The organism is Pseudomonas anatoliensis (assembly GCF_017976235.1).
In the GTDB taxonomy this organism is placed as follows: Bacteria; Pseudomonadota; Gammaproteobacteria; order Pseudomonadales; family Pseudomonadaceae; genus Aquipseudomonas; species Aquipseudomonas anatoliensis.
Genome location: NZ_JACVHC010000002.1, coordinates 344,145 through 356,191, shown reverse-complemented (window position 1 = coordinate 356,191; position 12,047 = coordinate 344,145). Strand labels below are relative to the sequence as shown.

Annotated in this window: 13 protein-coding genes; 5 read left to right on the top strand and 8 right to left on the bottom strand. The window is 58.1% G+C overall.

Annotated elements, in window-relative coordinates; all coding sequences use genetic code 11:
* Positions 1 to 24 precede the first annotated feature (24 nt).
* Both ICA16_RS06950 and ICA16_RS06945 read right to left on the bottom strand, forming a co-directional pair.
* Complete coding sequence (locus ICA16_RS06950) at positions 25 to 363, bottom strand: ribbon-helix-helix domain-containing protein (RefSeq protein ID WP_210700289.1); 339 nt, start codon at positions 361 to 363, stop codon at positions 25 to 27.
* Between the two features lie 181 nt (positions 364 to 544).
* Positions 545 to 1,015 carry a Dps family protein gene (locus ICA16_RS06945; protein ID WP_042560644.1) on the bottom strand — a complete coding sequence of 157 codons (471 nt, stop codon included), beginning with the start codon at positions 1,013 to 1,015 and terminating at the stop codon, positions 545 to 547.
* A gap of 311 nt (positions 1,016 to 1,326) precedes the next feature.
* On the opposite strand from ICA16_RS06945, the gene ICA16_RS28280 reads away from it, so the two are divergent.
* Positions 1,327 to 1,929 carry a cold-shock protein gene (locus ICA16_RS28280; RefSeq protein WP_150616156.1) on the top strand — a complete coding sequence of 201 codons (603 nt, stop codon included), beginning with the start codon at positions 1,327 to 1,329 and terminating at the stop codon, positions 1,927 to 1,929.
* Positions 1,930 to 2,000: 71 nt separating this feature from the next.
* Here ICA16_RS28280 and ICA16_RS06935 read toward each other — a convergent pair whose 3' ends face one another.
* Positions 2,001 to 2,207, bottom strand: coding sequence for a SlyX family protein (locus ICA16_RS06935; RefSeq protein WP_150616157.1), 207 nt, complete (start codon positions 2,205 to 2,207; stop codon positions 2,001 to 2,003).
* A gap of 3 nt (positions 2,208 to 2,210) precedes the next feature.
* A complete protein-coding gene (locus ICA16_RS06930; protein WP_210700288.1) occupies positions 2,211 to 2,636 on the bottom strand; it encodes an HIT domain-containing protein in 426 nt (141 codons plus the stop codon).
* 884 nt (positions 2,637 to 3,520) lie between these two features.
* Between ICA16_RS06930 and ICA16_RS06925 the strand changes: the two genes are divergently transcribed.
* Positions 3,521 to 4,846, top strand: coding sequence for an OprD family porin (locus ICA16_RS06925; protein WP_150616159.1), 1,326 nt, complete (start codon positions 3,521 to 3,523; stop codon positions 4,844 to 4,846).
* Between the two features lie 226 nt (positions 4,847 to 5,072).
* Here the strand turns inward: ICA16_RS06925 and ICA16_RS06920 are convergent, their stop codons facing one another.
* Positions 5,073 to 5,915 carry a mechanosensitive ion channel family protein gene (locus ICA16_RS06920; protein WP_210554140.1) on the bottom strand — a complete coding sequence of 281 codons (843 nt, stop codon included), beginning with the start codon at positions 5,913 to 5,915 and terminating at the stop codon, positions 5,073 to 5,075.
* Positions 5,916 to 5,987: 72 nt separating this feature from the next.
* Positions 5,988 to 6,473: a YajQ family cyclic di-GMP-binding protein gene (locus ICA16_RS06915; RefSeq protein ID WP_042560649.1), complete on the bottom strand. Its 486-nt coding sequence runs from the start codon at positions 6,471 to 6,473 to the stop codon at positions 5,988 to 5,990.
* A gap of 139 nt (positions 6,474 to 6,612) precedes the next feature.
* On the opposite strand from ICA16_RS06915, the gene ICA16_RS06910 reads away from it, so the two are divergent.
* The 3 genes from ICA16_RS06910 to ICA16_RS06900 are packed head-to-tail and all read left to right on the top strand — an operon-like array spanning position 6,613 to position 10,200.
* Positions 6,613 to 7,530 carry a putative 2-dehydropantoate 2-reductase gene (locus tag ICA16_RS06910; RefSeq protein WP_210700287.1) on the top strand — a complete coding sequence of 306 codons (918 nt, stop codon included), beginning with the start codon at positions 6,613 to 6,615 and terminating at the stop codon, positions 7,528 to 7,530.
* Between the two features lie 45 nt (positions 7,531 to 7,575).
* Positions 7,576 to 9,612: an ATP-binding protein gene (locus ICA16_RS06905; protein ID WP_150601655.1), complete on the top strand. Its 2,037-nt coding sequence runs from the start codon at positions 7,576 to 7,578 to the stop codon at positions 9,610 to 9,612.
* Positions 9,613 to 9,615: 3 nt separating this feature from the next.
* Complete coding sequence (locus ICA16_RS06900) at positions 9,616 to 10,200, top strand: cob(I)yrinic acid a,c-diamide adenosyltransferase (protein ID WP_210554143.1); 585 nt, start codon at positions 9,616 to 9,618, stop codon at positions 10,198 to 10,200.
* A gap of 131 nt (positions 10,201 to 10,331) precedes the next feature.
* Here the strand turns inward: ICA16_RS06900 and ICA16_RS06895 are convergent, their stop codons facing one another.
* The gene (locus tag ICA16_RS06895) at positions 10,332 to 11,276 is read right to left on the bottom strand and encodes a Nudix family hydrolase (RefSeq protein ID WP_210700286.1); all 945 of its coding nucleotides are present in this window, start codon (positions 11,274 to 11,276) and stop codon (positions 10,332 to 10,334) included.
* Entirely contained in the window at positions 11,273 to 11,905 is a 633-nt protein-coding gene (locus tag ICA16_RS06890) for a glutathione S-transferase family protein (RefSeq protein WP_150616164.1), read from the bottom strand. The genes ICA16_RS06895 and ICA16_RS06890 overlap by 4 nt, the downstream gene beginning before the upstream one ends.
* Positions 11,906 to 12,047: the final 142 nt, after the last annotated feature.

Sequence of the window (12,047 nt, the reverse complement as noted above, 5' to 3'; positions counted from 1 at the left end):
GCAACCTCCTTTGCAACCGCTGTTTCAGAGCGATTTCACTGGTTCAGTGGCTTTGACCCCGTTCATGACACACACCACTCGTACCAGCGCACTGAAATTTTTCACCCCGCCGTGACGCAGATGTACCTCACGGTCAACGTGGGATAACAGTGAGCTGATCGAACAGCAGTTGTCTTTGGCCATGGCGCCGAGGATGTTCCAGTACACCTGCTCCAGCCGCAGGCACGTCGCGTATCCGTTCAAACGCACGGATCGGGACAGCGGCTGTACCAATGACATGTCGAATTCGTTGACGAACGGATCGAACTTCAATTCATGCTGCAAGCCGACAATCCTGTCGCCTCGCCTGTCTCCCTCTATCATATCGGTGACACTCCTTTGCCATCTCTGCGTGTTTTCAAAGTCACATCCTGTGACTTCTATAAAAGCGCAGACGCAAAGTTATATCCAGATGACTAATTGACCATCCCCGTAGGATAAGCCAACGATAGAAGTAAGACTTCGGACAGCGCGGGCATCCTCAAGGCATGCCCGCGCACTGGGGTCAGGCTTCGAGCAATGCGCGCAACATCCACGCGGTTTTTTCATGAACCTGCATGCGCTGGGTCAGCAGATCGGCCGTCGGCTCATCGCTGACCTTGTCGAGCAGCGGGAAAATGCCGCGCGCGGTGCGGGTCACGGCTTCCTGACCGGCGACCAGTTGTTTGATCATGTCCTCGGCGCTTGGCACGCCCTCCTCCTCCTTGATAGAAGAAAGCCGCGCATAAGTGGCGTAAGCGCCCGGCGCCGGAAAACCCAGCGCGCGAATACGCTCGGCGATCGAATCGACGGCCAGCGCCAATTCGTTGTATTGCTCTTCGAACATCAGGTGCAGTGTGCGGAACATCGGGCCTGTGACGTTCCAGTGGAAGTTATGGGTTTTCAGATACAGCACGTAGGTGTCCGACAGCAGACGCGACAGCCCCTCGACGATGGACTTGCGGTCTTCTTCACTGATACCGATATCGATTGCCATGTTTACCCCCTAACGGCGATTTGGATTCATCCAAGGTACCGCCCCACTCTAGCAAGGCTGTCGATACCTCGCAGCCTCGAATCGACGCTCGCACTGCGACAAATCGACCACTTTGCTGCCGCTGGCCGGCCTGATTTGAGTAGCTGCAGGCTTTGCTGTTAAATAGGCAGTGTGTCGCCATGCCCCATTTTCCGGGGATTTGCGCATAGGCTGATGCTGTGTCCGTGTCCACCGCCTCTTATTTTGTTCCGAAGCGAACCGTGCGCCTTCAGCTCTTCCTTGTGAGCCGTTAATAACGTGAGCCAATCAAAATGTTGAAAATCGTCCACCTGCTAATGGGCGCAGCGGCACTGCTGCTGTCGTTCATACCTAGCTTGAAATCCGAAGCCGTTCCCTACCTGCAACAACCCGATGCACTTTACCTGGCCTTTTTCGGCCTGCTGAACCTGGTCATTGCCCCAGTGATTCCTTACTGGAACAAAGGCCCGCGCCAGCATCTGCAAAATCTGGTCAGCGCTCTTCTGGTGCTGACTGTCGTCCTGCAAACCTTGACCCTGATCGCGCCGATGCCAGTCATCGCCGGCCAGCCAGCCGTGTTGTTCAGCCTGGTGATTGCCCTGGTTGCCGTGGTCCTGCACCTGGCCGTCAGCTTTTATCGATCTTCACCGGCTGCCACGCCAACCAGCTACGACATGACCAACCGTGATACCGGCACCGTCAAGTGGTTCAACACCTCCAAAGGCTTCGGCTTTATCTCCCGGGATTCCGGTGATGACATTTTCGTGCACTTTCGCGCGATCCGTGGCGAAGGCCATCGCGTTCTGGTTGAAGGCCAGCGCGTGGAGTTCTCGGTGATGAACCGGGACAAAGGCCTGCAAGCCGAGGACGTGATCGCCGCGCTGCCGCGTCGCTGATCCGAGGCATAAAAAAACCGCGAGCAGCGTGCTGTTCGCGGTTTTTTTACGCCTGATGAAAAGCCTCCACCTCAATAGTGCGGCGGCGGTGCATCTTCCTCGAAGGATTCGAACTGCCCCACCATCTCTTCCTGGCGCTTGAGCAACGCAGCCATTTGCAATTGCAGGCGCTCGACCACCCGCTGCTGCGCCACCAGGATGTCGTTCAACGTCTGGATAGTGTCGTCCTGAAACGCCAGACGGCTTTCCAGATCGTTAACGCGCTCTTCCAGGGTCATGAATCAGCCCTCCACAAAGGTGAAATCTTCGGTCAGCACCACACGCAACTGCGCGCGAATGGCCGCCACCTGCTCGCTGTCATAAGGCTTGGCCGGGTGCTTGCCCCAGACCGGCGCCGGCCACGCTGCATCGTCGCGTTTGCGCACGATCACATGCATGTGCATCTGACTGACCACGTTACCCAGCGTTGCGACGTTCATTTTGTCGGCGTCGAACAAGTCTTTAAGCAACTCGGCCAGCGCGGTGGTTTCGAGCCAGAACTGCTGCTGATCGGCGACATCCAACTGAAACAATTCGCTGATATCGTTGCGGCGTGGCACCAGGATGAACCACGGGTAGTTGGCGTCGTTGGACAGCAACAGTCGGCAGAGCGGAAAGTCGCCGATGGTCAGCGTGTCCTGTTGTAGTCGTGAATCTAAAGCAAACACTGCGCGCACTCCCGGCTGATCTACATAATTCAGCTTGGCGGCCCACCCGACAGGCAGCACACCAAGCGACAGAACCGCAGCATACCTGCGAATGCGCCCGTCTTCACGACGACTGTGCCCTTGCCATTCTCCGGGCGCCCCGACATGTGACATTTTGAGACACCCCGCACCAGTACGGAACCCGAACCACACTGAAATGACCGAAAACCCTGAGGTGCTCACGATCGCCCGCAGGCAGATCTGTATGAATCCGGTACAGCGCGTAAATTTTTTGCACCAAAACCGCACAGTGCGTCTACGCTCAGTGCGTCGGGCATCCGCCGAATACTCACTGCCGGGGTGAACCGGTAACGTTTTTGGTTGTCACGCGTCGATTACGGTGTAACAACACCATACGAACAATCGCGTCAAGCCCCGACAGAAAGTGGCTTGGCGCCCCGTATTTATGAGGTTTTTACAGGTAACGACAGGCGTTCTGAAAAATAACCGCACCGACATTGCAGTTTGTGCACGCTTGTTGCATTCGTACTCATATGGACTATAAGCGCACCACGGGAAGTGGGAGCCTTAAGCCCGAAAAAAATAGTGGCAGGGCTGCCCGATGGAGATTCAAGTGTTTTGCCAGGGACTCTTTTTTAGCGATGCAAAAGGCTAGAAAAACAGCGAGAAAGTTGTCGGTCCGATTGCATCGGTACTGTGAATTTGCGACATCTACAAAGCCATCTGCGACAGCGTCGTAAAGAAGGTGAAAGGTTAGATTCGCAAGTATCGCCAACAATGTCGGCGTGATATAAGTTTGCGCCGACACAAAAAGAAAGAGCCGCCCAGATAATAAAACAGGTGGGACGGCAGTACTCTTCTAAAAACCAAAGGAGCAAATCACGATGCGCGTGATGAAGTGGAGCATGATCGCCCTGGCTGTAGCAGCAGGCACCTCGCAGTTCGCAATGGCCTCTTCTCAGGACGAAGCCAAAGGTTTCCTGGAAGACCAGAGTCTGAAACTGAAGACTCGTATGGAATACATGAACCGTGACTTTAAAAACGGTGCAGGCAACAGCACTTCCGGCACTGCCGGCTATCGTCAGGACACCGGCGTCAGCCAACTGCTGTCCTACGAATCGGGCTTCACTCAAGGCACCGTAGGCTTCGGTCTCGACGCCATGGCAATGGGCGCAGTCAAACTCGACGGCGGCTCGGGCCACCGTGGTAACGGTCTGTTCGCCAACGACAGCGACGGCAACCCGGAAAAATCCCAGGGTAAAATCGGCGGCGCAGTCAAATTCCGCGTATCCGACACCGTGTTGAAATACGGCCAGCAATTCGTTGCCAGCCCGGTTTTCGCCACTGACGACAGCCGTATGCTGCCAGAAGTCGCTACCGGTACCCTGATCACTTCCAAAGAGATCAAAGGTCTGGAACTGAGCGCAGGTCGCTTCACTTCCCTGAGCAAGCAAACCGGTATGGGCCGTGACAGCATCGGCGGTCTGCCTGATGAGAACGGTAATGGCGGCAAAGGCCTGACCAACATCAACATCTTCGGTGCCAGCTACTCGTTCACCGACAACTTTACCGGTGCACTGGCCGCCTCCGACGCTGACGACTACTTCAAGAAGTACTACGTCAACCTGAACTACACCTTGCCGATCAACGACGAGCAGTCGCTGAACTTCGACTTCAACGGTTACCACACCAAAGGCGACAGCCGTGGCGATCTGGTTGATGCCATCGGCGACGGCACCACCGGCGTGGACAACAACCTGTGGTCCCTGGCTGCTGCTTACAGCATCGGTGCTCACAAGTTCACCTTGGCTCACCAGCGCTCCAGCGGCGACAACGCTTACTACTATGGCGTTGACGGCAACAGCACCATCTTCGTGGCCAACTCCATTCAGATCTCCGACTTCGTGGGCCGCGACGAGCGCTCCTGGCAAGCTCGCTACGACCTGAACATGAAAACCTACGGCGTTCCTGGCCTGAGCTTCATGACCCGTTACGTGATGGGTGACCACATCACCACCAACGGCCTGGGCGAAGGCAAGGAAAACGAGTGGAACGCCGAATCCAAGTACGTGATTCAGGAAGGTCCAGCCAAAGACCTGTCGTTCCGTCTGCGCTACGCCATGTACCGCTCCAACGGCGCGTACAGCGGCTATTCGTCTGACAACAACGACACCCGTCTGATCGTTGAGTACCCACTGAACATCCTCTAATAGGGATGAACAGCTGACGTACTGTAGAGCACTGCTCTAACAAGAACCGCCCACCTGATTCAGGTGGGCGGTTTTTTTATGCGCGAGAAACTTCGTACAACTGAAAAACATTAGCCAGCTATCTATTAGCCAGCAAACTTTCGCACCGACATAAAAAAACCCAAGAGTGTGAACACCTCTTGGGTTGGCATTAATTAACTGACCGTAAAGCCAGGTATCAATGTTGTTACTGAACAGCGCTTTCCTGAACTACGCGAATCACCCGTTGCGGAAACGGAATATCAATGCCTGCAGCTTTTAAACGATCGCGGGATTGTTCATTCAACATGAACATCACATCCCAATAGTCTGCAGTTTTAACCCACACACGCAGGGACACCGTGATCGAACTGTCGCCCAGTGTCGAAATCACTGCCTGCGGCTCAGGATCTTGCAGAACACGCTCATCCTTGGCCAGATCCAGCAGCACCTGACGGGCCTTTTGCAGATCGGCTTCGTAATCCACGCCCACATCGAACACAACCTTGCGGGTTGGCTGACGGTTGGTGTTGGTGATGATGCCGTTCGAAAGATTGCCGTTTGGCACGATGACGGTTTTGTTGTCGCCGGTACGCAGTACGGTGTGGAAAATCTGGATGCTGTCGACCGTACCCGCCACGCCTTGCGCTTCGATCCAGTCACCGATGCGGAACGGGCGGAACAGCAGAATCAGCACACCACCAGCGAAGTTCGCCAGGCTGCCCTGCAACGCCAGACCGATGGCCAGACCCGCAGCACCGATCGCTGCAACGAACGAGGTGGTTTCGACACCGATCATCGAGGCCACGCTGACGATCAGCAACACCTTGAGAATGATGTTGGCCAGGCTGCTGATAAAGCCTTGCAGTGCCAGGTCAGCGTTACGCAGGGCCAGCAAACCACCGAGTTTTTGCGTGACCTTGTTGATCAGCCACCAGCCAATCCCCAGGGTAATCACTGCCAGCAGCACGCGGCTGCCGTATTCCATGATCATCGGGATCCACGCTTGGGATGCCTTGACCAAGTGGTCTACTTCAGCATTCAAATCCATGTTCTATCTCCTGATTTCCGGCTACCCGGGAGGTGCACAAATAAATGTGGCAGCAGTTTCAACGGATAACGCTTAGTCGCGGAAGTTGTTGAACTGCAGCGGCATGCCGAATTCCTTGGCACGCAAGGCCGCGATGGCTTCTTGCAGGTCATCACGCTTCTTGCCGGTCACACGCACTTGCTCGCCCTGAATGGCGGCCTGCACCTTGAGTTTGGCGTCCTTGATGTGGCCGACGATTTTTTTCGCCAGTTCCTTGTCGATGCCTTCCTTGAGCACGGCGTCCTGCTTCATCAGCTTGCCCGAGGCGTACTCATCTTTGACTTCAAGGCACTGCACGTCGATCTTGCGCTTGACCAGGGCCAGCTTGAGGATTTCGATCATCGCTTCCAGCTGGAATCCGGCTTCAGCGGTAAGACTGACAGTCAGGTCCTTTTCCTTGAACTCGAAACTGCCTTTACCTTTCAGGTCATAACGACGATCGAGTTCCTTCACGGCGTTCTCGACCGCGTTGGTGAGTTCGTGTTTGTCCAGTTCGGATACCACGTCGAACGACGGCATGTAATCTCTCCAATAAAAAGGCGCGCCCGATGTGGATGGAGCGCGCTTGGCTTGCGGTTAAAATCGGGCTCATTATAACGGGTCTTTTCCTGTCGACACGCGAGCCGAGCATGCCTGTATTCAATCGAGCAAAAAACTGATGTCTACCCCTTGGCACATTCTCGGCGCCGGCAGTCTCGGCACACTCTGGGCTACACGGCTGGCTCGGGCCGGCCTGCCGGTGAGGCTGATCGTGCGCGACGTGACGCGTTTGCACAGCTATAACGCAGCCGGCGGGTTGACCCTTGTAGAAAACGGACAAGCCAACACCTATGCAGTTCCCGGCGAAACCCCGGACAGCCCTGAACCGATCCGGCGCCTGCTGGTGGCCTGCAAGGCCTACGACGCCGAAAACGCGGTGGCGCGCCTCGCCCCGCGCCTGACGCCCGATGCGGAAATTATTCTGCTGCAAAACGGCCTCGGCAGTCAGGACGCTGTCGCCGCGCAAGTGCCGCATGCACGCTGCATCAGTGCTTCGAGTACCGAAGGGGCGTTCCGCGACGGCGACTGGCGTGTGGTGTTCGCCGGCCACGGTTTTACCTGGCTCGGTGATGCCGCTCATCCGGTGGCGCCGATCTGGCTGGATGATCTTGAGGCGGCGAAAATCCCCCACGAATGGAGCACCGATATCCTCACACGGCTGTGGCGCAAACTGGCGCTCAACTGCGCGATCAATCCGCTGACGGTGCTCCACAACTGCCGCAACGGTGGCTTGCAGGCGCATCATTGCGAAGTCGCCACGCTCTGCGCTGAGCTCGCCGAACTGCTGCAGCGCTGCGGTCAACCTGCGGCGGCGGACAATCTGCAACAGGAAGTCGAACGGGTGATCCAGGCCACCGCGGCCAATTACTCATCGATGTATCAAGACGTCGCCAACCAGCGCCGCACCGAAATCAGTTATCTATTGGGCCACGCCTGCAAAGTCGCCGCACGCCACCAGCTAAACCTGCCGCACCTCAGTCAATTGCAGCAACGCCTGATCGCTCATCTGCGCAGCCTCGGATTGCCCAGCGACTGAGCAGCGGCTACGCTGGCGACTTGTTCCTTTGCTGCGAAAAACCCGATGCCATTGCGCCAGCGCCTCGAAAACCTGCCGGTCGGCCAGAAACTCCTGGCCGCCCTGCTGGTGCTGTTGACCACTGTGTTGCTGGTCGCCAACCTGACGTTTATCAGCGCCGCCTATTACATCTCCCAGGAAAGCATGGCCCCGCAGGCCTTGCAGACCATCGGCCGCCTGATCGCCAACCCGAGCCTGGTCAGTGAAGCCCTGCAATCACCGCAAAGCGCCGAACGCCTGCTCAAGGAACTCGACAGTTATTCACCACTGCGCGCCGCCGCCCTGTATGACGGCAAGGGCGAACGGCTCGCGCAGTTACAACACAGCGACAAACTCCACCTGCCGGAACGTTACCGGCACATCGAAGCCTGGCAACTCACCGAATTTCGCACCAACCAGGTGATCACCCTGCCCCGCCCCGGCACCGAGCCGGGTCATCTGCTGCTGGTCGCCAGCAGCGAACTGCCGATGGCGTTCTACACCGGCACGCTCACGGCTAGCCTCGGCATCCTGATTTTCAGCGTGCTGTTGTGGCTGGTGATTGCCCGGCAGATCAAACGGCTGATCACCCGCCCGATCCATGAACTGGAAGAGCTTTCGCGCCAGGTCACCCGCGAAGAGAACTACGCGTTGCGTGCCTCGCGGGGCAACCACGACGAAATCGGCAGTCTCGCCGAAGCGTTCAACACCATGCTGTCGCGTATCGAAGCCCGTGAGCAACAACTCAAACGCGCCCGCGATGACTCGCAAGCCGCTTACGATCAGGCTCAGGGGCTGGCCGAGGAAACGCGCCACACCAACCGCAAGCTTGAGCTGGAAGTTCAGGTGCGCAGCAAGATCGAAAAGAAACTCACCGGTTTCCAGAATTACCTCAACAGCATCATCGACTCGATGCCTTCGGCGCTGATCGCGCTCGATGAGCAGCTCTACGTCACCCAATGGAACCAGGAAGCCAGCGCCCTCTCCGGGACGCGCCTGGACGAAGCACTGAACCAGCCGATCTTCCTCGCGTTCGAACCGCTGAAACCGTTTTTGCCGCAGCTCAAGCAAACGGTCGAGCAGCACACCGTGGCGAAAATCGAACGGGTGACATGGTTCAAGGACGAGGAGCCCAAACATTACGCGCTGACCTTCTACCCGCTGATGGGCGGTACCGGGCGTGGCGTGGTGATCCGTATCGACGACATCACCCAGCGCCTGTCGCTGGAAGAAATGATGGTGCAGTCAGAAAAAATGCTTTCGGTCGGTGGCCTCGCGGCGGGCATGGCCCATGAAATCAACAACCCGCTCGGTGCGATCCTGCACAACGTGCAGAACATCCGCCGGCGCCTGTCCGCAGACCTGCCAAAGAATCTCGAAACCGCCGAGCAACTGGGTATTGAGCTGGACACGGTCAACCGCTACCTGCAAGGCCGGGAAGTCCCGAAACTGCTCGACGGTATTCAACAGGCTGGTGCGCGGGCAGCGAAAATCGTCACCCACATGCTCAGCTTCAGCCGTCGCAGCACGCGGCAGATGGCGCCGTGCGATCTGCCGGCACTGATTGATCAAGCGGTGGAAATCGCCGGTAACGACTTCGACCTGGCCATCGGTTTTGACTTCAAGGGTCAGGCGATCATCCGCCAGTTCGACCCGGCGCTCGGCCCGGTACCGGGCACTGCCAACGAGCTGGAGCAAGTGCTGCTCAACCTGTTGAAGAACGCCGCGCAAGCCATTCATCAGCGCGAGGAGGACAGCGAGCCAGGGCGGATCATTCTGCGCACCAGACTCAATCCGCCGTGGGCCGAGATTCAGGTCGAGGACAACGGCATCGGCATGAGCGAGAACGTGCGCAAGCGCACCTTCGAACCGTTTTTCACCACCAAGGAAATTGGCCAGGGCACCGGTCTTGGCTTGTCGGTGTCGTACTTCATCATCACCAATAATCACAAAGGGCAGATGGAAGTGCAGTCGGCGCCGGGGCAAGGCACGTGTTTCACGTTGCGCCTGCCGCTGGCCCAACCACTGCCCATCGCTGCTGAAACCAATCAACTGACGAGGTAACCCATGGGCTTTCGCCTGTCGAAAATCTACACCCGCACCGGCGACAAAGGCGAAACCGGCCTGGGCGATGGCCGCCGCGTGCCCAAGGATCACCCACGCATTGAGGCCATTGGCGAGGTCGATACGCTGAACAGTCAGGTCGGCGTGTTACTGGCCGGTTTGATTGCCGAGCGTGAGACGTATCCGGGGCTGAATGAGCTGATCGAGGTGCTGGCGCCCTGTCAGCATCGGCTATTCGACCTCGGGGGCGAGTTGGCGATGCCGGAATATCAGGCACTGAACGTGGCGGAAATCGAACGGCTGGAAGCGGCGATTGATGTCTGGAACGAAGAGTTGGGGCCGCTGGAGAATTTCATTCTGCCGGGCGGTTCGATGCTGATTGCTCAGGCGCATGTGTGCCGGAGTCTGGCAAGGAGTGCCGAGCGGCGCTGTCAGCATTTGAATGCTGAAGAACCCTTGGCCGGGGTTGGCCTGGCGTATATCAATCGGTTGTCGGATTTGTTGTTTGTCGCGGCACGGGTGATTGCGCGGCGCCAGGGGATTGCGGAGATTTTGTGGCAGCCGGCGGTGAAGCCTTCAGATAAATAGCGTCTGACAGGACGCCATCGCTGGCAAGCCAGCTCCCACAGGTTCCATTGGTGTACACAACATCTGTGAACGACACAAAACCCTGTGGGAGCTGGCTTGCCAGCGATGAGGCCGGTGGCCGCTCTACATGATCAAGCCTCAGGCCAGAACGCCCGAATCCCCGCCACACCCTGCGCACCAACACCCCAGGCCTTTTCGCGCTCCGCCGGGCCAACTCCACCCAGCAAAAACACCGGTTTGCTGAAGCCCTCGATCAACGTCGAAGCCTGCTCCCAGCCCAGCGGCTGCGCATCCGGATGGGTCAAGGTCGGCTGCACCGGCGACAAGGTCACGAAATCCACGCCCATCTGCTCGGCCAGCGCCAGTTCCTCGGCGTTATGGCAAGAAGCCGCGAGCCAGCGCTGCGCCGGCAACGGGCGCCCCGCCGCTGCGTATTTACGCAACTGCGCGGAAGTGATGTGCCACCCCGCAGACGGAAAATCACCGAGCCACTCGAATGGTCCCTTGATCATCAATTGCGCCTTGCCCGCACACAGCCCCGCGGCGTCCACCGCCAGATCGCGATACTTCGGGTCATAGCCATTCGGTGCGCGCAGCTGGATCAATTTGATCCCGCCGGCAATCGCCTTCTGAATCCCGCGCAGCAAGGCCGGGGTTTCCAGATTTTCCGGCGTGATCAGGTATTCGGCAGGCAAACGTGCCGCTGCGACGATCGGCTGGTTGGCGGCCGGGAACTCATAGTTCGCCAGCTCCTTCGCCGTCACCCAGGCCAATGGCTGGCCTTCGGCACCGTGCGGCTCGCCGCTGAAATTCGACACTTCCCAGACATCCAGCAACACCTGCTTGTCCGGGTAATCGTGACGCACCTTGATCAACGGCCGAGCGGCGCCAACGACGATGCCCAACTCTTCTTGCAGCTCACGGGCCAGCGCGGTTTCGACCGACTCGTCGGCCTCGACCTTGCCGCCGGGAAACTCCCACAAACCACCCTGATGTTGAGTGTCGGCACGGCGGGCGATAAGGATTTTGCCACTGCTGTCACGAATGACGGCGGCGGCGACGTGTACGCGTTTCACGGGTTCAATTCCTCCAGTCCAGCCTTTTGCCACGCCTTGAAGGCGGGCCATTGGTAGACGGTTTCAACATAGGCTTCGTCGGCGTCCGGCAAGTTCACCTGATAGGTGCGCAGGCGCACGGCGATCGGCGCAAAAAACGCATCGGCCAGGCTCACACGGCCAAACAGGTACGGCCCGGACTCGGTGGCGACGGCACGGCATTCTGCCCACAGCGCGAGCATGCGCTCGATATCGACCTTAACCTCTGGCGGCACCGGATTCAGCGGCGCGTCGTGGCTGAGGTTGAACGGCATGTGGTTGCGCATGGCGAAGAAGCCGCTGTGCATCTGCGCACAGGCTGATCGGGCCTGGGCGCGGGCGGCGATATCGGTTGGCCAGAGTTGCTCGGAAGGGAACTGCTCGGCCAGGTATTCGGCAATCGCCAGCGAATCGGCAACAGTGCCGCGTGCGGTTTTCAGCAGCGGTACCTTGGCAGTCGGCGAATGCTTGAGCAAAAGCGCACGGGTGTCAGGCTTGCCGAGTTTGATCAACTCTTCGGTGTAGGGCGCGCCGGTCAGCTCAAGCGCCAACGCGGCGCGCAAGGACCAAGAGGAAAGCAGTTTGTCGCCGATGATCAGGTGCAAGGACATGGTGTGGCGCCTTTTCGTCAGGGGGACAGCTTTGGGACTCGTAGTGTCTGGGCTACCGCCTTCGCGAGCAAGCTCGCTCCCACAGTGATCCCGGATACTCACAAATATTGTGTACACCAGTGAGCCCTGTGGGAGCGAGCTT